Annotated in this window: 18 protein-coding genes; 2 read left to right on the top strand and 16 right to left on the bottom strand. The window is 50.8% G+C overall.

What is annotated here, in order from left to right; translation table 11 throughout:
• Positions 1-65: 65 nt before the first annotated feature.
• The 9 genes from U0008_RS13435 to ubiG all read right to left on the bottom strand — a co-directional run bounded on the left by U0008_RS13435 (position 66) and on the right by ubiG (position 10,575).
• On the bottom strand, positions 66-782 hold the full coding sequence (locus tag U0008_RS13435) for an ABC transporter ATP-binding protein (RefSeq protein WP_043494043.1): 717 nt from the start codon (positions 780-782) through the stop codon (positions 66-68).
• Positions 769-1,620 carry an ABC transporter ATP-binding protein gene (locus U0008_RS13430; protein WP_043494040.1) on the bottom strand — a complete coding sequence of 284 codons (852 nt, stop codon included), beginning with the start codon at positions 1,618-1,620 and terminating at the stop codon, positions 769-771. The genes U0008_RS13435 and U0008_RS13430 overlap by 14 nt, the downstream gene beginning before the upstream one ends.
• Complete coding sequence (locus U0008_RS13425; protein WP_043494039.1) at positions 1,613-2,437, bottom strand: ABC transporter permease; 825 nt, start codon at positions 2,435-2,437, stop codon at positions 1,613-1,615. The genes U0008_RS13430 and U0008_RS13425 overlap by 8 nt, the downstream gene beginning before the upstream one ends.
• Entirely contained in the window at positions 2,437-3,480 is a 1,044-nt protein-coding gene (locus U0008_RS13420; protein WP_043494036.1) for an ABC transporter permease, read from the bottom strand. The genes U0008_RS13425 and U0008_RS13420 overlap by 1 nt, the downstream gene beginning before the upstream one ends.
• A 36-nt stretch (positions 3,481-3,516) precedes the next feature.
• A complete protein-coding gene (locus U0008_RS13415) occupies positions 3,517-5,097 on the bottom strand; it encodes an ABC transporter substrate-binding protein (protein WP_043494034.1) in 1,581 nt (526 codons plus the stop codon).
• A gap of 356 nt (positions 5,098-5,453) precedes the next feature.
• Positions 5,454-5,741, bottom strand: a complete 288-nt coding sequence (gene yfaE, locus U0008_RS13410) for a class I ribonucleotide reductase maintenance protein YfaE (RefSeq protein WP_046449928.1) — start codon at positions 5,739-5,741, stop codon at positions 5,454-5,456.
• A gap of 58 nt (positions 5,742-5,799) precedes the next feature.
• Positions 5,800-6,930 (bottom strand): class Ia ribonucleoside-diphosphate reductase subunit beta, encoded by a 1,131-nt coding sequence (gene nrdB / locus U0008_RS13405; protein ID WP_025798031.1) that lies wholly within the window; start codon positions 6,928-6,930, stop codon positions 5,800-5,802.
• A 67-nt stretch (positions 6,931-6,997) separates the two neighbouring features.
• Complete coding sequence (gene nrdA, locus U0008_RS13400) at positions 6,998-9,283, bottom strand: class 1a ribonucleoside-diphosphate reductase subunit alpha (RefSeq protein WP_043494031.1); 2,286 nt, start codon at positions 9,281-9,283, stop codon at positions 6,998-7,000.
• Positions 9,284-9,867: 584 nt separating this feature from the next.
• A complete protein-coding gene (gene ubiG / locus U0008_RS13395; RefSeq protein WP_043494025.1) occupies positions 9,868-10,575 on the bottom strand; it encodes a bifunctional 2-polyprenyl-6-hydroxyphenol methylase/3-demethylubiquinol 3-O-methyltransferase UbiG in 708 nt (235 codons plus the stop codon).
• A 288-nt stretch (positions 10,576-10,863) separates the two neighbouring features.
• On the opposite strand from ubiG, the gene gyrA reads away from it, so the two are divergent.
• Together gyrA and rcsC are read left to right on the top strand one after the other, a co-directional pair.
• Positions 10,864-13,524 carry a DNA topoisomerase (ATP-hydrolyzing) subunit A gene (gene gyrA, locus U0008_RS13390; protein ID WP_043494023.1) on the top strand — a complete coding sequence of 887 codons (2,661 nt, stop codon included), beginning with the start codon at positions 10,864-10,866 and terminating at the stop codon, positions 13,522-13,524.
• 133 nt (positions 13,525-13,657) lie between these two features.
• Positions 13,658-16,522 (top strand): two-component system sensor histidine kinase RcsC, encoded by a 2,865-nt coding sequence (gene rcsC / locus U0008_RS13385; RefSeq protein ID WP_111329774.1) that lies wholly within the window; start codon positions 13,658-13,660, stop codon positions 16,520-16,522.
• Positions 16,523-16,646: 124 nt separating this feature from the next.
• Here the strand turns inward: rcsC and rcsB are convergent, their stop codons facing one another.
• From rcsB to U0008_RS13350, 7 genes are all read right to left on the bottom strand, one after another.
• Positions 16,647-17,297 (bottom strand): response regulator transcription factor RcsB, encoded by a 651-nt coding sequence (gene rcsB, locus U0008_RS13380; protein WP_025798039.1) that lies wholly within the window; start codon positions 17,295-17,297, stop codon positions 16,647-16,649.
• Positions 17,290-19,995, bottom strand: coding sequence for a phosphotransferase RcsD (gene rcsD, locus U0008_RS13375; RefSeq protein WP_043495721.1), 2,706 nt, complete (start codon positions 19,993-19,995; stop codon positions 17,290-17,292). Before rcsD ends, rcsB begins: the two co-directional genes overlap by 8 nt.
• Before the next feature lie 385 nt (positions 19,996-20,380).
• Positions 20,381-21,505, bottom strand: coding sequence for an ABC transporter permease (locus tag U0008_RS13370; RefSeq protein ID WP_043494014.1), 1,125 nt, complete (start codon positions 21,503-21,505; stop codon positions 20,381-20,383).
• 9 nt (positions 21,506-21,514) lie between these two features.
• Positions 21,515-22,660 (bottom strand): ABC transporter permease, encoded by a 1,146-nt coding sequence (locus tag U0008_RS13365; protein ID WP_043494011.1) that lies wholly within the window; start codon positions 22,658-22,660, stop codon positions 21,515-21,517.
• Positions 22,657-24,396 (bottom strand): ATP-binding cassette domain-containing protein, encoded by a 1,740-nt coding sequence (locus U0008_RS13360; RefSeq protein ID WP_111329771.1) that lies wholly within the window; start codon positions 24,394-24,396, stop codon positions 22,657-22,659. Before U0008_RS13360 ends, U0008_RS13365 begins: the two co-directional genes overlap by 4 nt.
• Positions 24,397-24,404: 8 nt before the next feature.
• Positions 24,405-25,403: a secretion protein HlyD gene (gene hlyD, locus U0008_RS13355; RefSeq protein WP_025798050.1), complete on the bottom strand. Its 999-nt coding sequence runs from the start codon at positions 25,401-25,403 to the stop codon at positions 24,405-24,407.
• Complete coding sequence (locus U0008_RS13350; protein WP_043494006.1) at positions 25,396-26,127, bottom strand: CerR family C-terminal domain-containing protein; 732 nt, start codon at positions 26,125-26,127, stop codon at positions 25,396-25,398. The genes hlyD and U0008_RS13350 overlap by 8 nt, the downstream gene beginning before the upstream one ends.
• Between the last annotated feature and the right edge of the window lie 49 nt (positions 26,128-26,176).

Raw genomic sequence — 26,176 nt, 5'->3', positions numbered from 1 at the left:
TATTCAGTTACATAAAGCCCCCTGAGCCTTTATCCGCTCAGGGGGCTTTTTCATATCAATCAGCGTTAGTCGAAACGATGCTCGCCGCGTGCTAACGCCGCACGGTTAAACTCCCGCATAATTTTTCCATCCTCCATCAGCGCCGCGCGTTGCGACATATGGGCAATCACGTCGGCGTCGTGGCTGACGAGTAGGTAGGTCATGGAATGCAGCCGCTTTAGCAGGTTAAGCAGGTTAAGGATTTCAGCCTGAACCGACATATCGAGCGCAGAAGTGGGCTCATCGAGCAGTAAGATTTTAGGCCGCAACAGCAGGGCGCGGGCAATGGCGACGCGTTGGCGTTGCCCTCCCGAAATTTGGTGAGGAAAGCGCTGCGCCGCATCGGCGGGGAGCCCTACCTGTTGCAGTGCTTCAGCCACCCGCTGTTCTACGTTAGGTTCGCGATGAATCTGCAGCGGTTCTGCCAAAGAACGATATAGGCGATGCTGAGGATGCAGCGAGGCATAGGGATCTTGAAATACCATCTGCACATTGCGGCGGATTTCGCCGTTGAGCCGTTTTTGTGGGCGCAGAGGCGAGCCTAATAAATCAATCTGTCCCTGCCATTCACGCTGCAAACCGGCGATGACGCGCAAAATAGTCGATTTCCCACAGCCGGATGCGCCGATCAGGCTAAAGGTTTCTCCCTCATTGACCTGAAAATGCGCCGACTTCACCACGTGTTTACGCTGTCGTCCGTCAGAAAAACTGACGTGTAAATCTTGAATATTAATCAGCGGCACGAGGTGCTCCTTCAAAAGTGCGTGAGCGATCCAGAACCGGCAGCAGGGAACCGTAGGTTTGGGCATTCGGCCGGCAGGTCCAGAGCGTTCGGGTGTAAGGATGTGTGGCTTGCGGTAGCTCAGCCGCCCGCAGTTCATCAACGCACTGCCCTTGATACATCACCATCACGCGGTCGCAGTGTTCGGCCACCAACGGCAGATCGTGGCTAATTAGCAATAGCCCCATCTGGCGTTGTTCGCACTGTTCCACCAAAAGAGAAAGAATTTGATGGCGCAGCCGAGCATCCAGCGCAGAGGTGGGCTCATCAGCAATCAGCACCTTGGGATTGTTGATCAGCGCTATGGCGATCATGGCGCGCTGCCCCAGCCCGCCAGATAGCTCACCCGGATAGCGTTTTAGGCTATGAACTGGCAGCCCGACCGACTCAGTGGTGTGCAACACCAACTCATCGCGCTGACGGCGCGACAGACGCTGGTGCAGCGTAAGCGCCTCTTCAATTTGGCGGTAAATGGTATGCACCGGATTGAGCGCGTAGCGAGGATCTTGCAGCACCATGGCGATGCTGTTACCGCGCAGTGCAGACCATTGTTTAGGTTTCAAAGCCAGTAAATTTTGCTGTTCAAAACGTAGCGTGGTGGCGCTGACTTTGCCCGGCTGACGAATTAGCCCCATTAGCGCGCGAGCGGTCATTGATTTGCCGGAGCCGGATTCGCCCACTAAAGCTAACCGTTCATGGCCCAAGGAAAAATTTAGCTGGTTGACGACGCACGCCTGACCAAAATGAACCGATAAATCCACGGCTTCAATCAGCGAATGGTTCTGTGAAATATCAGTCATGATCGGACTCCAAAATATCACGCAGGCCATCGCCCAGCAGATTGAACGCTAAGCTGCTGAGCAGAATGGCCGCGCCGGGAATGGCGGCAATCCACCACTGATCGAAGATCACCTGCATGCCGTCGGCGATCATCGCGCCCCATTCAGCCATCGGCGGGCGAGCGCCTAATCCTAAGAAGCCCAAGCCTGCGGCCGCAAGGATGATACCCGCTAAATCCAGCGCTAAGCGCACGATGGCGGAAGGTAGGCAGAGTGGCAAAATATGTCCCCACATCAGCCTGAAACCGCGAATGCCCAGCATTTCTGCGGCGCTGAGATAATCGCTGTTCCTCAGTTTTTGAATTTCAGTTCGAGCCTGACGGGCATAGGCGGGCCACGTGGTGAGCGCCAGCGCCAGCGCGCCATTGATAAGCCCTGGGCCAAGCATCGCGACAAAGGCAAAGGCTAGAATTAAGCGCGGCATCGACATAACAACATCGGTAAATCGCATCAGCACGCGCTCAGTCCAACCGCCGTAATAGCCGGATAAAATACCGATCAGCAGGCCGAGAGGGAGGGTAATTGCGGTCACTAACAGCACCATACCTAACATCGGGCGGGTGCCATACAGCAGCCGAGCCAACATATCTCGCCCATAGGCATCGGTGCCGAGCCAATGTCCCTGTTCGGGCGGTAGCAAACGCGCCGCTGCGTTTTGCCAATTGGGATCTTGCCCCGCTAACCACGGTGCAAAAAGGGCGCAGAGTATCAGCAGCAGGATAATCACCAATCCACAGCTGGCCGCTGGTGAGCGGAGAATTTTGCGTAATAAATTCATTAGTGCACCCTCGGATCGGTGAGACGTACCAATAGATCCGTCAGGTTATTAATCAACACAAAACACACGCCAATGACCAATGTGCCACCCATCACCGCCGTGGTGTCACCGGCAAAGAGGGCGGTTGTGAGATAACGCCCAATGCCCGGCCAGGAAAATACGGTTTCAGTCAGAACTGCGCCTTCCAGCATGCCGGTATAGGCCAGCGCAATCACAGTGAATAACGTACCGCGAATATTGGGCAGCACGTGGCGTATCAGAATAGTGGTTTCGTTTGCCCCTTTGGCGCGTGCAAGTGTGACGTATTCTTTTTTCATTTCGCCTAGACACGCCGAACGGGTTAGCCGAGTGATACTGGCCATCGAAAAGTAGGCCAATAGCAAAACCGGTAGCGTCAGGTGATTAATGGCGTTGAGAAACGCGCCGCTGTCGCCGGAGAGTAAGGTATCGATAAGCACAAAGCCGGTTTTGGCTTCAACGCTGTATTGATAAATATCGTCCAGCCTTCCCGGTCCTGCGCTCCACTGTAAACGTGCATAGAACAGCAACAGCATTAGTAGACCAAGCCAGAAGATAGGCACCGAATTACCAAGCAGGGTGAGCGTGCGGATGGTCAGATCCCACGCCGTTCCCGTATAACGTGCGCACAGCACGCCCAGCAGAACGCCGAGGGTGGCGCCGATAATGAGCGCCAGCGTCGCTAGCTCCAGCGTGGCAGGAAATACCGTGAGTAAATCTTGTAGCACAGGTTGGCCGGTTGCGCTGGCGGTGCCCAGATCGCCATGCCCAAGCTGAATCAGATAGTGCCAGAACTGCACCGGCAGCGGCTGATCTAGCCCTAACTGATGACGAACCTGATTGTAGGTGGAGACGCTGGCATGATCGCCAACGATTTGTAATACGCGATCGACGGGAGAGAGCGCGGAAAGCAAAAACGTAATCAGCAGCAGCCCGAAAAGCGTTAATGCGAGCGTAAGCAGACCCTGCAACAGGGTCTGTAAATGACGCCGGAAATTATTCTCCGGCGTGAAGTCAGCAGCCATAGTTTCTCCGCTTACTGTGGATAAAAAGCGGACGAATTACTTGGTGACGCGATCGTAATAAACCATATCGGCGTTCAGCCCTTGCTGATAGCCTTTCACGTTGTCGCGTAGCACAACCTGAGTTTTGGCCTGATCGATAAACACATACGGCGAGCTACGCTGTAGCTCTTGCTGCATTTTGGTATACATATCCAAACGTTTAGCGCTGTCGGCTTCGGCTACGGCGGCAAGCGTTTGCTGGCTTAGCTCAGGGATTTTCCAGCCGTTTAGCCACGCGACGGTGCTGCCTTTGTTATCGTTGTAGGCAAAAGCGCTGGCGTTGGAATGCGCATCGAAATAGTCCGGCAGCCACATGCGGATCGCGGCCTGATGCTGACGCGCACGCACGCGTGCATAAACCTGACTGCCTGCCGCAGGCAGCAGATCCACTTTCACGCCGCCTTGCGCGAAGCTGGCTTGAATGGATTGAGCCACGGTGATAAACGGCGCTTTGTTTTCAACATCCAGCGTAAAGGCGGCATTTTTGATCCCGGCTTTCTCGAGAATGGCTTTCGCTTTAGCAGGATCGAAGCTAAACGGATTATTCTCCAGCGCGCCGTTAAAGCCGACCGGCAGGAAACTCTGATGCACAAAATATTGGCCCTTGAGTAAGTCCTGCGTGATGCCTTTGTAATCGACCAGATAGCGCGCCGCTTCCCACAGTGCAGGATTTGCCAGTAACGGATTCGCGGTATTGCCGGTGTTGAACGCTAAATAGTTTTGCTCGGCCGAAGGAATGCTCATCACGTTAATACCGGCTTGATTCTGCAACGCCGAGGTTTGGTCTGCGCCCAGCCCACGGGCAATATCGGCGTCACCCTGCTGGATCAGCAAACGGCGAGACGCCGGATCGGGCACGTTTTTAATAATGATATTGGCGATTTTAGGCGCGTCGTTTGATAGCGGATTGGCATCCAAAACGATGGCCTGATGCGGTTGATAAACGCGCATTTTGAACGGCCCACTGCCCGCTGAGTGCATTTTGAGCCACTCATTACCAAAGTCGCCTTTTTTGCTATTAGGCGTGACGGTTTTTTCATCAACGATGGAGGCAATCGGCGTCGAGAGAATGTTCAGCGCCACGTCAGGGCTTACGTTGGCGGTCCACGTGAGCTGTAGCGTATGGTCGTCAATTTTCTTAAGATGACTGGCGACGTTATCCGCTTCCCAGCCTAATACGTTCAAAATGAAGGCTGGCGATTTATTGAGGGTTACGGCGCGGGTATAGGAAAAGATAACGTCTTCAGGGCGCACCGGATTACCGGAAGAGAACTTGGCATTGGGGCGCAGCTTAACGGTGAGCGTTTTATTGGCTGCGTCGCCTTGCCAGCTCTCGGCAAGTACGGCATCAATCTTGGCTGGATTATCGCGATTGGCTTGGATCAGGCGTTGGTAAAGACTCGGCACCGTTTGAATGCTGGAAAGTTCGTTGCTTTCTGCGGGATCAAGGCTGGCAATATCATCCAGAGTTTGCACCACGACCAGCGTTTTCGGTGGCGTCGCCGCCCATGCGTTGGCGCTTAACGTTCCGGCGGAAAGCGAGGCGAAAATCAGCACAGGTAATAGTTTGGCTTTCATTGTTATTGTGTTTTGCATCGTTGAACAGCTCCGTGATAAGGCTCGATTCGTACTACTTGGCAATATAAATAGCTGACACCACACTAAAAAAGCGCAGCTAAGCATGCAAAGTCCCAAAAGGAGTTTGCTAGAACCAAATAATCTATGATCAGTCGCTGATTATTTATAAATCGGCTGCCAGCACACGTCTGAGCCAAACCGAGTCCTTATCACATAAAAAGCTGGCTACATCATACAATTGATTATGCGCGGTTTGAAATAAACATGCAGAAATGTGGGAGCAAGAACAGATTCTTGTGTGAATTATCAGTGTGATAGGGGAAGGGATTGCAGGTAAAAAATCGCGGTGGAGGCGATTAAAGCTCCACCTCGATGTCTCCGTCTGGATGGCAGCAACAAGGTAAAATTTCACCTTCGTTGATGAAGGCCAGCGGCTGTTGGCGATACACCACGCGGCCCTTGGTCATTTTGCAACGGCAGGAACCGCAATAGCCTGAGCGGCATTGATATTCCACCTGCACATTATGATGCTCAAGGGCTTCAAGCAGCGAGGCTTTGCCATGTGTGAACGCAAGCTTAGCGCCAGAAAGGGCGAGTGTGATGGTGGGCGTAAGTGGCTCAGCGCTGGCATTTTCAGCCTCGATGCTAGCGGCGTCGTCTGCCGCCAGCGTCGAGTCTTGGTAGGGTGAAAAGCTCAAGGGATTACAGCTCGAAGTCGCTCAGGTCATCAGCGTTGACTTCCGAGTCAATCTGACCAACCAGATAAGAGCTCACTTCCACTTCCTGCGGTGCCACTTGAACGTTATCAGACACTAACCAAGCATTGATCCACGGAATTGGGTTAGAGCGCGTTTGGAACGGCAGCCCCAAGCCAACGGCCTGCATGCGGATATTGGTGATGTATTCCACGTACTGGCACAGGATATCTTTGTTCAAGCCAATCATGGAGCCATCGCGGAACAGATATTCTGCCCACTCTTTTTCCTGCTGCGCAGCGAGAACAAACAGGTCATAGCACTGTTGTTCGCACTCTACGGCGATTTCGGCCATTTCAGGATCGTCCTGACCTGAACGCATCAGATTCAGAATGTGCTGGGTGCCGGTCAGATGTAGGGCTTCATCGCGGGCAATCAGTTTGATGATTTTAGCGTTACCTTCCATCAGTTCGCGCTCGGCAAAAGCGAAAGAGCAGGCGAAGCTGACGTAGAAGCGAATCGCTTCTAGCGCGTTGACGCTCATCAGGCACAGATAAAGTTGCTTCTTCAGGGTACGCAGATTCACGTTGACGGTTTTGCCGTTAACGGTGTGAGTGCCTTCACCCAGCAGGTGCCAGTAACCGGTCATCTCAATTAAATCATCGTAGTAGCCGGAAATGTCTTTCGCACGCTTGAGGATTTCTTCGTTGGTGACGATATCGTCAAACACCACCGCCGGATCGTTAACGATATTACGGATAATATGCGTGTAAGAACGTGAGTGAATAGTTTCGGAGAACGACCACGTTTCGACCCAAGTTTCGAGCTCAGGGATAGAGATCAGCGGCAACAGCGCGACGTTCGGGCTGCGTCCCTGAATGGAATCCAGCAGGGTTTGATATTTCAGGTTGCTGATAAAAATGTGTTTTTCATGTTCTGGCAGCGCTTGATAGTCGATACGGTCGCGAGACACGTCAACTTCTTCGGGACGCCAGAAGAAAGAGAGCTGTTTTTCGATCAGTTTTTCAAAAATTTCATGCTTTTGCTGGTCGTAACGCGCCACGTTAACCGGCTGACCGAAGAACATGGGTTCGAGTAACTGATCGTTTTTGTTTTGAGAGAATGTGGTATATGCCATAAAACTATAATCCTACCGTTTAGGATAAAACCGCCGATGGATATCGGCGGTTTCGTGCTGGTCTTGGTTAAATCTTGCAAGCACCGCTTTCGCAACCGTCTTCTTCGGCAACGGCCTGCAAATCGTCTTGCACATCTTCTGCGCCATCACGGGTGTTTTGATAATACAGGGTCTTAGCCCCAAATTTGTACGCCGTCAGCAAGTCTTTTAACAGCTGCTTCATCGGAACCTTCCCAGATGGGAAGCGAGACGGATCGTAGTTGGTATTGGCGGAAATCGACTGATCGATAAATTTCTGCATCAGACCGACGAGCTGCAAATAGCCATCGTTATTTGGCATTTCCCACAGGAGTTCATAAGCGTTTTTCAGGCGCTCATACTCTGGCACCACTTGGCGCAGGATACCGTCTTTCGACGCTTTAATGCTGATGTGGCCACGCGGTGGCTCAATGCCGTTGGTCGCGTTAGAAATCTGCGAAGAGGTTTCAGACGGCATCAGCGCAGACAGCGTGGAGTTACGCAGGCCGTGTTCTTTAATCTCGCGACGCAGCGTTTCCCAATCGTAGTGCAGCGGCTCGTTGCAAATCGTATCCAAATCTTTTTTATAGGTGTCGATTGGCAGGACGCCCTGTGCGTAGGTGGTTTCATTGAACCACGGGCACGCGCCTTGCTCTTTTGCCAGCTCGTTAGACGCTTTCAGCAGGTAATACTGAATGGCTTCGAAGGTTTTGTGCGTCAAATTGTTCGCGCTGCCGTCGGAGTAACGTACGCCGTTCTTCGCCAGGTAATAGGCGTAGTTGATCACGCCGATTCCCAGAGTGCGACGTCCCATCGCACCGCGCTTAGCCGCCAGAATCGGATAGTCTTGATAGTCTAACAGGGCATCAAGGGCACGAACGGCTAACACCGCCAGCTCTTCTAAATCGTCCAGCGACTCGATAACGCCGAGGTTAAACGCTGACAGCGTACACAGCGCAATTTCGCCGTTTTCGTCGTTCACGTCGCTCAACGGTTTGGTTGGCAGGGCGATTTCCAGACACAGGTTTGACTGACGCACCGGTGCAATTGCCGGATCAAATGGGCTATGGGTGTTGCAATGGTCAACGTGCTGGATGTAGATACGACCCGTTGAGGCGCGCTCTTGCATCATCAGCGAGAACAGTTCCACCGCTTTAACTTTTTGCTTACGAATGCTGTCGTCGGCTTCGTACTGCATATACAGACGTTCGAATTCATCCTGATCGGCAAAGAAAGCATCGTACAGCCCCGGAACGTCTGACGGGCTGAACAGCGTAATGTCGCCGCCTTTAATCAAGCGCTGATACATCAGGCGGTTCAACTGCACGCCGTAATCCATGTGGCGAACACGGTTACCTTCAACGCCACGGTTGTTTTTCAGTACCAGCAGGCTTTCAACTTCCAAATGCCACAACGGGTAGAACAACGTTGCCGCGCCACCGCGCACGCCGCCCTGAGAGCAGGATTTAACCGCGGTCTGGAAGTGTTTGTAGAACGGAATACAGCCGGTGTGGAAAGCTTCACCGCCGCGAATTGGGCTACCTAACGCACGGATACGGCCGGCGTTGATGCCGATACCGGCACGCTGGGAGACATATTTCACGATGGCGCTGGACGTGGCATTGATCGAGTCCAAGCTGTCGCCGCACTCGATCAGCACGCAAGAGCTGAACTGGCGGGTAGGGGTGCGCACGCCCGCCATGATCGGCGTAGGCAGTGAAATTTTGAACGTTGATACCGCGTCATAGAAGCGTTTTACATAGCTCAGGCGGGTTTCACGCGGATAGTTAGAGAACAGGCACGCGGCGACCAGAATATACAAGAACTGGGCGCTCTCGTAGATTTCACCGGATACGCGGTTCTGAACCAGATATTTCCCTTCTAGCTGCTTAACTGCGGCGTAAGAGAAATTCATGTCGCGCCAATGGTCGATAAACTCGTCCATCTGAGCAAACTCTTCGGTGGTGTAATCTTCCAGCAGATGTTTGTCATATTTACCCATTTCGACCAGTTTAACTACGTGGTCGTACAGTTTAGGCGGTTCAAACTGGCCGTAAGCTTTTTTACGCAGATGGAAAATAGCCAGACGCGCAGCCAGATATTGATAGTCTGGAGCGTCACGGGAGATCAGGTCTGCGGCGGCCTTAATGATGGTTTCGTGAATATCCGCGGTGCGGATCCCATCATAAAACTGGATGTGAGAACGTAATTCCACCTGAGAAACTGAGACATTACTCAAGCCTTCAGCAGCCCAATCGAGTACGCGGTGGATTTTATCAAGATTGATACGTTCTTTGCTTCCGTCACGCTTAGTGACCAGCAGACTTTGATTCATAGGGCTATTTACCTGTCCGTGTGCGATCTCATGTTCAAGCCGTCATCGTGTCTATAAAAGCCATGCGCGTTAAATCAATGCAAAATCATTGTTGCATTAACTTGACGTGTAGTGTCGATTTCGTGTTGTGAACACAAGATATGGTGTATTAATCAAGGAGTGATAACAAGATAGTGTTCTTAGCTTCCTTTTGCAAGTGAACAAAACGGCGCATAATTGTGGATAACTTGGGGGTGAATTGTTAAGTCAGGCGCTCACGTACCGTCATTACTGGCGGCAGCGGTTGAGAGGTGAGGGGGATAAGATTCCACTTAAAAATAAAATAAATTGATCGACTGCTGGTTTCTTATTCGTTACTTAAAAAGGCGATATTGATCACGGTTAATATCATAGGCAGATGCATTTTAGGCAAGCGTCTTATCTCTAACGAGAGAGGATGCTAAGAGTTTGGCGTTATAACCCCCTCCCAGCCTCCCCCTTGACAGGGGGTGGGGCCGATCGAGGATCTTTCAGCAAACTCCAAACGGCTCCCTCCCCTGCGAAGGGGAGGGTTGGGGTGGGGTTGTTGATGAAGGTAGTAAGAGTTACTCCTCACACACCGTATGCACCATATAATTCACATCCACGTTCGGTGCCAGCTTGAACTTATCCGTTAACGGGTTGTAATGCAGGCCAATCATATTGCGTTCGCGCAGCGGGGTTTCATCGATCCAACCGATTAACTCAGCAGGGCGAATGAATTTTTTCACATCGTGAGTTCCCTTTGGCACCATTTTCAATACGTATTCAGCACCAATAACCGCCATTAGCCAGGCTTTGTTATTGCGATTAATCGTCGAGAAGAAAACGTGTCCGCCGGGTTTTACCAGCTTGGCGCATGCCAACACCACGGAGCGCGGATCGGGAACGTGTTCCAGCATTTCCATGCAGGTGACAATATCGTAGAGACTCGCATGCTCGTCGGCGTGCTGCTCAACGGTTTCTTGAACGTAGGTGACTTTGATGCCGGTTTCCAGTGAATGCAAACGCGCGACCTGTAAGGGCTCCGCGCCCATGTCTAAGCCGGTGACATCGGCGCCCTCGCGCGCCATGCTTTCGGCCAGAATGCCGCCGCCGCAGCCAACATCGAGGATTTTCTTACCAAATACACCGTCGGCGCGTTGCTGGATATAGTTCAGGCGCAGAGGGTTAATACGGTGCAGGGGTTTAAATTCCCCTTCGAGATCCCACCAGCGCGATGCCACGGCTTCAAATTTAGCAATTTCCTGATGGTCTACGTTTTGTTCAGACACCGAACACTCCTTCTAAGATATTTCTGGTGGCGTGAATCATTCACCCGAAAATAATTTTTTGAGAAAAGTACTGCTGTGGATTATACAGATTCTTGGCTCAATGAGGTTAATTCCGCCGTGCATTGAAAAGCGCACAGGGTTTCGCACTAAATCCGGCTTTATGATATAATTCGCGGTCTTTGTCATCGTGTATGCGCTTTGATCTATTCGATGAATATACCCAAGGGTGTCTGTTAGGGTAGCGGCAGCAGATGAATCATCAGAAGTCAGTAGAGGGATAGCAGCTCCATGAGCGACCTTGCCAGAGAGATTACGCCGGTCAACATCGAAGAAGAGTTGAAAAACTCGTATCTGGATTACGCCATGTCCGTTATCGTCGGGCGTGCGCTGCCGGATGTTCGTGATGGACTGAAGCCAGTTCACCGTCGCGTTCTGTTCGCGATGAATGTATTGGGCAATGACTGGAATAAAGCATATAAAAAATCGGCCCGTATCGTCGGGGACGTTATCGGTAAATACCATCCACATGGTGATAGCGCGGTATACGATACTATCGTTCGTATGGCTCAGCCGTTCTCGCTGCGTTACATGTTGGTTGATGGACAGGGTAACTTCGGTTCTGTTGATGGCGACTCCGCCGCAGCAATGCGTTATACCGAAATCCGTATGTCCAAAATTGCTCACGAACTGTTAGCGGATCTGGAAAAAGAGACCGTTGATTTCGTGCCTAACTATGACGGCACCGAGCAAATCCCAGCGGTGTTGCCAACCAAAGTTCCAAACCTGCTGGTGAACGGTTCTTCCGGTATCGCCGTAGGTATGGCAACCAATATTCCTCCACACAACCTGAATGAAGTGATCAATGGCTGCTTGGCCTATATTGATGACGAAAACATTACGGTTGAAGGCCTGATGCAGCATATCCCTGGCCCGGATTTCCCAACTGCCGCGATCATCAACGGTCGCCGTGGTATTGAGGAAGCGTATCGCACTGGGCGCGGCAAGGTGTATATCCGTGCCAAAGCCGAAGTTGAAGCGGACGAAAAAACCGGCCGCGAAACCATCATCGTGCATGAAATTCCTTATCAGGTGAACAAAGCTCGCCTGATCGAGAAAATTGCCGAGTTGGTTAAAGAAAAACGTCTGGAAGGCATCAGCGCCCTGCGCGATGAGTCTGATAAAGACGGTATGCGTATTGTTATTGAAATCAAACGTGACGCCGTGGGCGAAGTGGTTCTGAACCACCTGTACTCACTGACGCAAATGCAGGTGACGTTTGGTATCAACATGGTGGCGCTGCATCAGGGACAGCCTAAACTGCTGACGCTGAAAGATTGCCTACAGGCATTCGTTCGCCACCGTCGCGAAGTTGTCACGCGTCGTACCATCTTTGAACTGCGCAAAGCTCGCGATCGTGCGCACATCTTGGAAGGTTTGGCGATTGCGTTGTCGAATATCGACCCAATCATTGAGCTTATCCGCCGTGCGCCAAACCCTGCAGAAGCGAAAGCGCTGCTGGTTGCACGCGGTTGGGAGCTGGGCACCGTTGCAGCGATGCTGGAACGTGCCGGTGATAACGCTGCGCGCCCTGAATGGTTGGAGCCAGAATTCGGTATTCGTGACGGTCATTACTATCTGACTGAACAGCAGGCTCAGGCCATTCTGGATCTGCGTTTGCAGAAACTGACCGGTCTTGAGCATGAAAAACTGCTCGACGAATACAAAGATCTGTTAGAGCAGATCGCTGCGCTGATCTTCATTCTGGAAAGTCCAGATCGCCTGATGGAAGTGATTCGCGAAGAGCTGATCGCGGTCCGTGACCAGTTTGGCGATGCGCGTCGTACCGAAATTACTGAAAATACTGCGGATATCAACATCGAAGATTTGATTTCGCAGGAAGACGTAGTGGTGACCTTGTCGCATCAGGGCTATGTGAAATACCAGCCTCTGACCGACTACGAAGCACAGCGTCGCGGTGGTAAAGGTAAGTCAGCCGCCCGTATTAAAGAAGAAGACTTCATTGACCGCCTGCTGGTGGCCAATACGCATGACACTATTCTGTGCTTCTCAAGCCGTGGTCGTTTGTACTGGATGAAGGTCTACCAGTTGCCTGAAGCGAGCCGTGGTGCGCGTGGTCGTCCGATCATCAACCTGCTGCCGCTGGAAGCCAACGAACGTATTACCGCCATTCTTCCGGTGCGTGAATACGAAGAAGGTCGTCACGTCTTCATGGCAACCGCGAGCGGTACCGTGAAGAAAACGGCGCTGACCGATTTCAGCCGTCCTCGCAGCGCGGGTATTATTGCCGTGAATCTGAACGAAGGCGATGAGCTGATTGGTGTTGATCTGACCGACGGCAGCAACGAAGTGATGCTGTTCTCTGCGGCCGGTAAAGTGGTGCGTTTCCCAGAAAGCCAAGTGCGTTCTATGGGCCGTACCGCAACGGGCGTACGTGGTATCAACCTCAACGGTGAAGACCGCGTTGTATCACTGATCATTCCTCGTGGCGAAGGCGATATTCTGACCGTGACCGAAAATGGCTACGGTAAGCGTACCGGCGTTGCAGAGTACCCGACCAAGTCCCGTGCGACTCAGGGGGTTATCTCTATCAAGGTCAGCGAGCGTAATGGTAACGTGGTTGGTGCTGTTCAGGTCGACGAATGCGATCAGATTATGATGATCACCGATGCTGGCACGTTGGTACGTACCCGCGTTGCTGAGGTGAGCGTTGTTGGTCGTAACACCCAAGGTGTTACGCTGATCCGCACCGCCGAAGACGAACACGTTGTTGGCTTGCAGCGCGTTGCTGAACCAGAAGAGGATGATGAAGTTCTCGATGGCGAAGAGAATGCGGCGGTTGACGGCGATGTTGCTGATGTCGTTGACGATGCTGAAAGCGTTGATGATGCGTCAGAGTCTGATGATGAAGAGGGCGACGAAAACGCCTAATTACTAGCGTTTCGTTGACTCGATAAAAAGCCAGTGCAGATGTTTGTACTGGCTTTTTTTATCTCTAGTGACTAGTGTGATACTTGAATGTAGGCCTTTCGTTTAACAGTCCGTTTTCTGCTATGGTAATCCTTTGAAATATCTAGCCTCTTTCCGAACAACGCTGCGAATTTCACGCTATCTATTCCGATCGCTGGCGCTGATGCTGTGGATCTTGGGCGCTTTGCTGACCACGTTTTATATTCTCAATGAATTTCATGAGAAAGAGTCGGACATCCGCCAAGACTTTAACCTGAATTTTGATCAGGCGCAGGGGGTGATCAAGCACTCCTCAAGCATCATGCGGGATATCCGCTATATTGCGGAAAATCGACTGAGCTGGTCTGTGACTGGGCTAGATATGATCAACGGCGTATTCAGTGGAAAGAATACGCTCCCACCGCTGACGCCGATTTTTCCTGAGTCAGACTGCCAGCTACTGAGCGATAATTACCAGAACTCGTTAGAGTCGCTGAGTAATTTCATTAATTATTGGAAAGAGAATTTCGTTGCCGCATATGACTTAAACCGAATCTTCTTTATCGGTGGTGAAAGCTTGTGTCTGGCTGATTTTGGCATTCGTAATACGCCACTTGACCAAAGCAATGTGTTCCGCAATCTGCATCAGCGGATTTTGATGTTCCAAAACAGCAATAATAAAGAGAAAGAACACACGCTGTTCTGGGTGATCCCTGGTACTCAAAATGACGTGGGGGCGCTTTATGTTATTACGCCGGTTTACATCGCCAACAAGCTGGAAGCACTGCTAGGCACCGAGCAAAACATTCGCTTAGAGGATTTTACTAATCCTTCTACGCTGCCGGTAGGCGTCACATTGCTGAATGAAAATAATGACGTATTAATGACCTACACTGAAAACGGCGGTGAGCAACCCGCCCTTTCAGGTATTCCGAACGACGATAACTATTTTGGCTATAACAGCGGCTATGACACCCTGTTGCTGAAAAAGAAACTGAGCCCGTCGGGATTAAGCATTGTCTATTCACTGCCGACCAGCGTATTGCTCGAACGTTTTAATTTACTCCTGATTAATGCGGTGATCCTAAACTTAATCAGCGCGCTTATTCTGTGTGTATTGACGTGGTTATTTGAGCGAAAAATGTTTTCTCCGGCAGAAAATAATGCGTTTCGTCTTGAGGAACATGAGCAATTTAACCGTAAAATTGTCGCCTCCGCGCCGGTGGGCATTTGTATTCTGCGAATTAAAGACGGTAGCAATATTCTGAGTAATGAACTGGCGCATAATTATATCAGCCTGTTTACCTCTGAAGACCGCCACCGGATTACGCGCATTATCTGCGAGCAACCCAGCAGCGTGGTCGACGTCATCACCAGCCAGAATCAGAATCTACAAATTAGCTTTGTTCATTCCCGCTATCGCAATGAGGATGTGGCGATTTGCGTCATGATCGACGTGAGTGCGCGCGTTAAAATTGAAGAGTCATTGCAAGAGCTCGCCAATGCCGCCGAGCAGGCCAGCCAGTCGAAATCAATGTTCTTGGCGACGGTCAGCCATGAGCTGAGAACCCCGTTGTATGGCATCATTGGTAATCTCGACCTGCTGCAAACTAAGTCTCTGCCGGAAGAAACCCAGCGTCTGCTGGCGGCGATGAGTAACTCCTCGGGGCTGTTGCTTAAAATCATCAGCGATATTCTTGATTTCTCCAAGATCGAATCCGAACAGCTCAAAATAGAGCCGGGAACCTTTGAGCCGCGTAAGGTGATCCCGCATATCATCGGCAACTACTTGCCGCTGGTGGTTCGCAAGCGCTTGGCGATGTACTGCTTTATTGAGCCAGAAGTGCCAGATTCCGTTTCTGGCGATATCATGCGTATTCAGCAGGTGCTGTCGAACTTGCTGAGCAACGCGATCAAATTTACCGATACCGGCTGCATTATCCTTCAGGTGCGGGTACAGGATTTCTATCTTGAGTTCCGCGTACGTGATACAGGCTTGGGTATCCCATTCCGCGATGTGATGAAGCTGTTCGATCCATTCTTCCAAGTAGGCACCGGCGTGCAACGCCATTTCCAAGGAACCGGTCTGGGGCTGGCCATCTGTGAAAAACTGGTCAGTCTGATGGATGGCGACATTGCCGTGGAATCGGAGCCGGGAATGGGCAGCATATTTACCGTACGTATTCCGATGTATCAGGCAGTGGAATCAGCGCCTGAAATTGCCGCACTAGCACAAAAAACCGTTTGGCTTGAGATCCACAATGCGCGCTTGGAAGCTTATCTGCTGAAACTCCTGACCATGGCCGGTGCGGATGTTCGTCTATGCAGCGCCAGCGAACATTGCGATGAGCAGGGGATTTTGATTTCAGATCATGACGTTACTCTGAGTACTCCGGTTAAGACCCACATCCGCCTATCCGCAGAGTATTTAGGCCATGCGAAACGCAAAGAGGATGGCTCATGGGTGCTCAGCACGGCGGCACCGCTAGAATTGTTGAGTATTCTACGCCGCATCTTTGTGCCAGAAGACACGGCATTACTCCCCGATCTTTCTGAAGATAATGGCCCTATTGAAGTCAAAGATTACAGCGATGTGCATATTCTTATCGTCGACGATCATCCGATCAACCGTCGTTTACTGGCCGATCAGCTGATTTCATTAGGCTATCAGTCGGTGTCAACCGCGAGCGATGGTTTGGATGCGTTAGGCGCATTAGCGAAACAGCAAGCCGACATCGTGCTTACTGACGTTAACATGCCAAACATGGATGGTTACCAGCTCACTGCGCGTCTGCGTCAGCAGGGCCGCACCGCGCCAATTATTGGCGTGACGGCTAACGCGCTGGCGGAAGAGCGGGAGCGCTGTATTCAGGTTGGAATGGACAGCTGTTTGTCGAAGCCGGTGACACTGGAAGAGTTACAAAAATCGCTGCATCATTTTGCTGAGGTAGTGAGGAAGGGAAGAGACAAAGGGGTTTAATACCCCACCCCAACCCTCCCCTTATCAGGGGAGGGAGCCGTACGGCGCTCAATGTTGATGTTGAGTGCAGAATGCTCCTCCCCCTGACAAGGGGGAGGCTGGGAGGGGGTAATACAGCAATAACTTAGTCTTTATCTACCGACATAATATTGACGGAAGAAAGATAGTTCAGCAGCGCAATGTCGTTATCAACGCCCAGTTTCAGCATGGCCGATTTCTTCTGGCTACTGATGGTTTTAATGCTGCGATTCAGCTTTTTAGCAATTTCTGTTACTAAGAAACCTTCGGCGAATAAGCGCAGGACTTCGCTTTCTTTTGGTGATAAGCGTTTGTCACCGTAGCCGCTGGCGCTAATTTTTTCCAGCAGTTTGGACACGCTTTCTGGGGTAAATTTCTTACCTTTCTGCAATGCAGCCAGCGCTTTCGGTAAATCAGCCGGCGCGCCTTGCTTAAGAACAATCCCTTCAATATCCAATTCCAGAACCGCACTTAAAATAGCAGGGTTATTGTTCATGGTCAGAACAATAATGGACAGGTGCGGATAATGGCGCTTGATATATTTAATCAAGGTGATGCCATCGCCGTATTTGTCGCCCGGCATGGAAAGATCGGTGATCAGTACATTCGCATCCAGCTTAGATAAGCTATTGATTAATGCCGTTGAGTCTTCAAATTCCCCGACAACGTTAACCCATTCGATTTGTTCAAGTGACTTCCTAATACCGAATAGGACAATTGGATGGTCATCAGCAATAATTACATTTAGGTTATTCATGTTGTTGGCTACCTAGTAGAAGCAGTCGGCTGACAAAAGTATCAATCTGACTGATCAAAATCTTTATATTTGTTACATCGCTTTCTTTAATGGCGAGTTCTAACTGTTCACATAGAGTTTTGCCGGTGGGGATATTAAGCATGGCAAAAACACCTTTAAGTCGGTGTGCAGTCAGAGAAAGCGGGGATAAATCACTCTGTTCGGCTTCAGTATACAGTTTCTGTACATCTTCCGGTACTGTTTCCATAAACAGAGAAAAGTAATCCTTTGATTTAAAAGGAGAGCCATCAGATGAAGGATCTGCATTTTCAGCATATTCCGCATCGATTGGCGATTCTGTGACCGCAATCTGTTGCTCAATCAGCAGCAAAATGGCGTCAATGAGCGGCTCGGTGAGGTTGAAGTTAGCCTTAATGCGATGCGGCGCGTATTCTTCAAAACCGTCAATATCAGAGACCAGCAGCAGGGTGTAATCTTCTGCATTCTCTGGAGCATCGGTCAGCGTAATATCATATTCTTCGTTGGCATCGCGGCCGTCGGCAATGATGGACGCGGCACCAAAAGCGGCAAGCTTATGCATAATCAGGCTGCGAATTTCATCGGAGGTGATTTGCAGATAGGCGGTGATCCCGTCCAGCAGCTTCTCCGACTCTTCTTCTGGATGTTCCACCGGATGCATGATGCAGCTAAAGCTATAACGCGTTCCGATATCGTCTTTGCTTTGAATATCCAATCTGCCGCTCATACGTTTGCACAGCTGGGCGCACAGATAGTAAGTCATTCCCGAGCCTCTGGCGAAGCGATCGCTTTGCGGCTCACCGAGATTTGGATAGCGCAATCCATTGATCTCTTTATTGGATACGCCGGTGCCGGTATCGCTGAGCTCAAAACAAATGTGGTCAGGAGACTCAGGTTTCTGCGTCACTTTGAGAGTAATTTTTCCATACACCGTGGTAATAATGGAATAGTGCAGCAGCATGGAAAGCACTTGTTCTAGCGAACGAATATCACCGATAAACTCTTTATCTGGATCGATATCGGTGTGATTGATAAGCGTTAGCCCTTTGCGGCGCAGTTCAGGCAAGCTGCGTTTTAGCAGCTCATCAATACGTTTGTTAAGGTTGAATGTTTCGGTCACCGGACGCCAGTCCCGATTTTCAATTTCGGTGAGCAGCGTAATTTCATCGATCAAAGCCTGTGCATGACGTGTTTCGCCCAACAATAAATCTAGCAGACGAGGATCATCTTTATTATTTTGAATGTCAGCGACTAATTGCTGAATATTACTCATCGGCGCATTAAGCTCGCGGCTTAAATTGGTGGTCATGATTTTGCGTGCGGTCAGATTTTTCTCATATTCACTCTGCGCCTGTTTTAGCTTTTTGCTGACCATCATTTCTTTATCCAGATCGCGCATTAGGAACAGGGCAGATTTAATATTCTGCTGGCTGCGCACCATCTGAATTTCATACATTTCATTGTTGACCGTTGCCTGAATTCGACCCTGATGTTCTTGAGCCATGCTAGCAATTTTGCTCAGGCTAAGGTGCGGCAACAGATGATCGGCAATTTTATTGCTGGCAACCACGGTATCGGTGTCGAAACGATAAATCAGCAGGCCAATTGGTAAATGGGTAATAATTTCCTGATTCATTTCCTGCTGGGCGCTGAGCTGCGCAGCCATGCGTTTTCCCGGACGAATATATTGGTGACGCACGAAATAAAAACCGGTAAATGACAGAACGAGCACCAATAAATTAATCAGCACCAGCCAGAAATTATTCCTCAGCATATCCACGGTGAGCGTTGTCATCGGGATATTGAAATCAATCTTCAGCGGCGTGTTATACAGCGGGGCGCTGATCGTTAACCACGGCCATCTCAGCGTAGAGAAAGCCTCTGGCAGTTCTTCACGCGACATCAATTCTGATGGTGATTCAGGATTTTCAGTGATCAAGAAACGTTGAACGGGCAAATCGCGCGGCAAAATATCGCCGACAGGCAGATCAAAAGCCACGACGGTAGCTAAATGCCCAGGGTTATTAAAAGTGGTACGCAAGGTGAAATAGTAAGAATTCAGGAAACGGAACTTGCGCAACCCTGAGAAGCCTTCGCGTTCATCTAGTGAATTAGACTGTTGCAGCATTTCAGTTTTACGGGACTCGACCACGTTACCCAAATATCCCTCTTTATAACGCGCAGACAGATCTTTCATCGGCATTGTCGAGACCAAAATCAGGCTATTATCCTGCCCGTTCAGGTAATACATGGAATAGGTTTCAGTTTCTGCGCCCCATAAAATATCGAGATAGTTTGACATGCGCAGCGCTAAATCGCTGGTGCTAGCATCATGCTGACCAAAAATCAGTGCGTCGGTTTTATGGCGGCTCTTTTCCAATAGATAGATATCAGGACGTAACCGAACCTCGTTGACCGGAGAGGGCAGTTGGACAGAATTAGAGGCCGAAAGGTTGTCATACACCTGATAGGTCACAAAACGGTAGGTCTCGATACGCTTTTGCAGCTGATCGGCAACCGTCGCTAGCATAGTTTGCTTGCTGTTAATGTAGGCATTCACATAGTTATAGCCGTAGAGCAAATTAGCCATAACCAGCAGAAAAATAAACAGCATATAGCTGCGCGTGATCCCAGAAAGAGAGGCATCGGCACTATTAGATGATTCCTTCGAACTTAACATGATGCTGATCTAACCCTATCTAAGATGATGACATTGCGCCTGCGGCAAAGATGGTATGCCGCAGTATAGCAAGAGTCCTTATCCCCTTCATACTTGAAGCTGCTTATGCGTTGGCTACGCTCGCGCACCCAAATCACTTACTAAAGTAAGCTCATTGGGATTTGCTCACTTGCCGCCTTCAAGCCGCTCCAATTATTTTGGGGATACTTTCCATACTTGAAGCTGCTTATACGTTGGCTACGCTCGCGCACCCAAATCACTTACTAAAGTAAGCTCATTGGGATTTGCTCACTTGCCGCCTTCAAGCCGCTCCAATTATTTTGGGGATACTTTTCATCCTTGAAGCTGCTTATGCGTTGGCTACGCTCGCGGTGGATTTAGCTCGCTACGCAATCTTGCGCCTGAACATTGCGTAGGCGGCGCTGCCGGTGGTTAAGGTAATCACCAGAAGCGGCCATAGGCTGTGCCAGATAATATCGAAGCTCACATCCTTCAAATAGAGCTCTTTGGTGATATCGGTGAAGTGCCGAACTGGATTTATCCACGTCAGGTTTTGCAGCCAAACCGGCATATTTTCCACCGGCGATACGTAACCGGACAGCAAGATTGCGGGCATCATAAACACAAATACGCCAATAAATGCCTGCTGCTGCGTTGAGCATAGCGATGAAATCAGTAGGCCAAAACCGACCAACGAAAGCCCGTAGATCAGCATGGTGAAGTAAAACAGCAAAAGGGAACCGGCAAACGGAATTTGGTAGGCAAAAATTCCGATCAGCAATACTACAGTAGCCTGAAACGTGGCGACAATCAGGGCGGGAATGGCTTTGCCAACGAATATCTGCCAGGTATTCAGCGGTGAAACTAACAGCTGTTCTAGCGTTCCCTGTTCACGTTCGCGTGCCACCGACAGCGACGTTACAATTAACACGCCGATGGTGGTGATCATGGCAATCAGCGACGGCACCACAAACCATTTGTAATCCAGATTGGGGTTGTACCAGTTGCGAATAACCAGCTCGGAGTTTCTCTGGGCCAAATCGTGAGTGGATACAGGCTGTCCGCTGATAAGCTCTTGTTGATAGTCACGGACAATCTGCTGAACATAGTTTGCCGCGATTTGCGCGCTGTTGGAGCTGCGTCCATCCAAAACTATCTGTAACGGCGCCTGATGGCCGGACAAAATATCGCGTGAGAAATTGGCAGGAAAACGGATTAACAGCAGCGCTTTTTGGTTATCAATCGTCGGTGCAATCTCTTGCGGGCTGTGCAGCAGTATTACGTTGGTAAAGGCTTCGGCCTTGGCGAAGCGCTGGGTGAGCTCTATCGACGACTGGCCGGTATCTTCGCTATAGATCGCGATGCTGGCGTTGGTGACATCTAGCGTTGCGGCAAAAGGAAACAGCACCACTTGCAAAATGACCGGCATGATCAAGATGGCGCGAGTTTGGGGATCGCGCAGCAGCGATTGAAGTTCTTTAATGATTAATGTCCACAGCCTATAGAACATGAAAAATCCTCAATCCAGTCGGCGCTTGGTTTTCCACGCGGTAAGTCCAATAAAGACCACGGCGGAAATAATTAAAAACAGCAGGTTAACCATCAGCACGCTGCCGATATTACCGGCTAAGAATAGCGTTTGTAGGGTGCTCACAAAGTAGCGGGCGGGGATCACATAGGTCACGGCCTGAACAATGGCTGGCATACTGTCAATTTCAAAGATGAACCCTGAAAGCATAACGGCAGGCAGGAATCCCGCGTTAAGAGCCACCATTGCCGCATTAAACTGATTACGGGTGATCGTAGAGATAAGCAGTCCCATCCCGAGGGTGCTGGCGAGAAACAGCGTCGTCATCACGAATAAAATCAGTAGTGACCCTCGGTAAGGCACCCCCATCACAAAAACGGCAACCACCATGCACAGCGTCATAGCCAGCAGGCCCAATACGTAATACGGCAGCAGTTTTGACAGCAGTAATTCCGTGCGCGTTACTTGAGTAGAAAGCAGCGCCTCCATCGTGCCCCGTTCCCACTCGCGGGCGATGACCAGCGATGTCAGGATGGCGCCGATAACCGTCATAATAATGGTTATCGCTCCGGGAATAATAAAGTGCTGGCTAATGGCGGCAGGGTTAAACCAATAGCGTAGCTGCACATCGATAAGCGGCTTGAATTCGCCCCCTTTATCAACGGCGCGCTGCTGTAACCATATTTGCCAAATGCCTTCCGCGTAGCCTTGGACGAAGTTTGCCGTATTTGGCTCACTGCCGTCGGTAATCACCTGAATCGGAGATTTTCCCTGCAGACGAGCCAGTTGTTCAGAGAAATCAACCGGGATGACGATAAGCCCACGAATTTTACCCGCCTGCATTTGCTGGATCAGCGCCTGTCGGTTATCGCTGACCGTAGCGGCAATATACGGCGAGCCAAGAAACGTATTGGTGAGATCGCGAGCGTCTTCTGACTGCTGCTCCATCAAAATACCCACGTGCAGTTTGCTGGAATCCAGATTGATGCCGTAGCCAAAAATAAACAGCAATAACAGAGGGATCACCACCGCAATCAGCGCGCTGCTGGGATCGCGCAGGATCTGAGCCGTTTCTTTGCGGCACAGGGCGCGCAATCGCCGCCACGAAAAGTGAATACTGTTGGCGCTTTCACTCATGCCGTTTGCTCCTTGTCGTAGCCCTGAACCAGCTCAATAAACGCCTGCTCCATGGTCGGATTTGGATTGTCATCGTTAGCGACGCTGTGTTTTAGCTGATCGGGTGAACCTGCAGCAATGATTTTCCCACGATAGACCAACCCGATACGATCGCAGTATTCCGCTTCATCCATAAAGTGCGTGGTGACCATCACGGTGACACCTTTATCCACCATGCCGTTGATATGCAGCCAAAATTCTCGACGGGTGAGGGGATCGACGCCCGACGTTGGTTCATCCAAAAACAGGATGTCTGGTTCATGCATCAGCGAGCAGGCCAGCGCCAGCCGCTGTTTAAAACCGAGCGGTAAAGAGTCCGGCGTTTGATTCAAAATGGGGGTGAAGTTAAACGCGTTAACCATGCCCTCAATTTTTTCCTTCTGCTGTTTCCCTTTCAGACCGTAAACGCCGGAGAAAAACTTCAGGTTTTGCGCCACCGTGAGGTTGCCATAGAGCGAGAATTTCTGCGCCATATAGCCAAGATGCTGGCGAGCACGCCCGGAGTCTGTTTTCAGATCCATACCCAACACCAGCGCTTTACCGCTGGTGGGTTTGAGAAGGGCACACATCATTTTAAAGGTGGTGGATTTACCCGCGCCGTTTGGCCCCAGTAAACCAAAAATTTCGCCGCGTTTAACTTGAAAATCAACGTGATCGGTAGCGGCAAAATCACCAAATTTTTTGGTAAGCTGCTGCGCTTCAATCACGGTTTCGTTGGGATCAACTTTCACCTGCGGCATTATTTTTGCCAGCTCAGATTCGTGATCCGGCCCGCCGCCTAACAGATCGATAAAGGCATCTTCAAAGCGAGGTTCAGCCTCCAGCAATTCGGCGTCCGGCTGGTCTAAATCAAGTAACAACGCGTGGTGATCGGCGTTATCTTTGAGAATAAGGCGCAGATACTTGCCTTGGATCACGCCGTCGCTAACAGAAGGTAAGCAGATAGCGCGCTGGAGTAGTTTTCGATGTGAGATATTTTTGGCGCGCAGCAAAATGGTGCGCCCAGCCATGCGTTGGGTTAACTGCTGCGGGGCACCGCTATAGAGCAGTTTACCTTCGTTCATGAGCAAAACTTCGCGGCACTGTTCGGCCTCATCGAGATAGGAGGTGCTCCAAAGGATTAGCATCCCTTCATCGGCCAGTTCATGCACCATACGCCACAGCTCGCGTCGAGAAATCGGGTCGACGCCAACGCCCGGCTCATCCAGCAATAAAACCTTAGGCTCGCCGACCAGCGTACAGGCTAACCCTAATTTTTGCTTCATGCCGCCTGACAGCTTGCCCGCCAAGCGTTCGGTAAAGCGGGTTAAATCGGTAAACTTAAGCAGGCGCTCAAAGGTTTTGCGCCGCTCTTCGCCGATAACGCCGCGTAAATCTGCGTATAGGGTCAGGTTTTCGATAACGGTAAGGTCTTCATACAGGCCAAATTTTTGCGGCATATAGCCCAAAATGGCGTGTAATTCGCTGTCTTGCGTCAGCGGATCTAAACCCACCACGCTCACCGTGCCCGCGCTGGGCTTTAACAAGCCAGCCAACATGCGGATCAGCGTGGTTTTTCCTGCGCCGTCGGGGCCAACCAGCCCCATCACTGCGCCACTGGCGATGCGCGTGGAGAGACTCGCGACCGCCGGTTGATCCATGCCCGCAAAACGCTTTTCTACGCCGTCGAGCACGATTTCATGTTGCGCACTCATCATCACATCCCTTAGCGTTTGGCACCGTTATCGTTAAAACGTAAGGTCACAGGCATGCCTTGGCGCAAGCTGTCATCGGCGTCGGTCACAATGACGCGTAGGCGATAGACCAGCGAGGTGCGTAATTCTGGCGTTTCGACGCTTTTCGGCGTGAACTCGGCGGTGGGTGAAACAAAACCAATTTTGCCGTGATAAGGCTTATCTGGGCGGCCATCGGTGTAAATTTCAATCTCGGTTCCGGGTATCGCCCGGCTAAGGTTTTCTTCGCTGACATAGGCACGGATCCACACCGGACGGGTGAGTGACACGCTGAATACGGTGCTGCCGGAGGCCAGCATGGTGCCAGGTTCAACGGCGCGGGTGAGAACGGTGCCGGTGGAAGGTGCAAAAAGCTGGGTGTCTTTTAGATTTAGCTCAGCCTGATCGGCTGCCGCTTGTGCCTGCGCTAAAGTAGCCTGCGCCTGTTCGATTTCCTGCGGGCGATTCCCCGTCTCGTACTGAGACAGCTTATCTTTGGCAGCTTGCAGATTGGCTAATGCTTGATTGCGTGCTGTTTTCGCGTCTTCTAAATCATTGGCAGAAGTGGCTTTGCTGGCCCATAAGCCTTGCTGACGCTTTAAGTAGCTGTCGGCGTAGCTGAACGCCGCCTGTTGTTGTGCCACCGCTGCACGAGCTTGAGCGATTTCTTCCGTACGGTATCCCGCCAGCAGCAAATCGAGCTGAGCCTGCGCGGCGGCCACGTTAGCTTTGGCTTCATTAAGCGAGTTAATGAATGGGGCATCATCGAGTTTCCCTAATAGCGCACCGGGGGTGACGGTGTCGCCTTCATCCACGGCCAGTGAGGCTAAACGACCGCTAACGCGAAAACCAAGGTTAACGGTACGAATATCCACGTTACCGTACAGCGTTAAATCCCGATCCTCTTGGCTGCGGTAGTAATAAATGCCGCCAATCACCAGCGCGATAATGACTAAAACTGCAACGACTCCAACGAGCTTTTTGTTATTCATCACTCATCCCATCCGTAGTCGATTGCGCCGTTGACGAATAAGTCATACGCAATCCGTTCAGAAGTAAATCAATATGTTGTTGTAAAACTTGATTAATCAGGTCTGCCTGCTCGGGGCCGATTGACTCCCAGCCAGCCTGAATGCGGATCGTTTCACGCGCCATACGAAAAGCCAGCACTTCGCCTAACAATGCATGGGTATGCAGCGTTGTCACTGCGCTATCTGCAGGGAGGCCACTGTAACCTGCGACTAACTGCGTCATGAGCCGATGCAGTGGCGCGATGCATTGCTGATGTATCAGTGGATAGGCAGCGGTGGGGGCCAACTGCTCACGTGACATAATTTGGCTGAGGTGCAGCGTTTCTGGCTGTGTCATCAGGTGGCAAAAGATAGCAAGCCCTCGATGAATGAAAGCTAAATACGCATTAGGTTTGGGGTCTTTCTGTAAAAGAAATAGTGAACACTCTTGCTGTAGAGGGGCGAAAGCCTGAGTGATAAAGTCGCTGATCCAACGAGCTACGGCGAGATAAAGCCCCTCTTTGGACTGAAAGTAGTAGGTAATCGCGGCAATGTTTTGCCCCGCGTTTAAGGCAATATCGCGTGTTGTGGCACCTTCCAACCCTCGCTCACCAAACAAGGCAATAGCGGAGTCGATCAGTGCTTGCTTCGCTTGCTCGCCGCGAGAAGTCATCGGCGTATCTGATGGCTTTGTTGATGGTTTCATTTCACGCTATAAAGTTAATCATATGATTGATTAACTTTAGGCGCTAAAG

Source organism: Hafnia alvei (assembly GCF_034424155.1).
Classification (GTDB): domain Bacteria; phylum Pseudomonadota; class Gammaproteobacteria; order Enterobacterales; family Enterobacteriaceae; genus Hafnia; species Hafnia alvei.
This window is presented reverse-complemented; position numbering and strand designations above follow the sequence as displayed.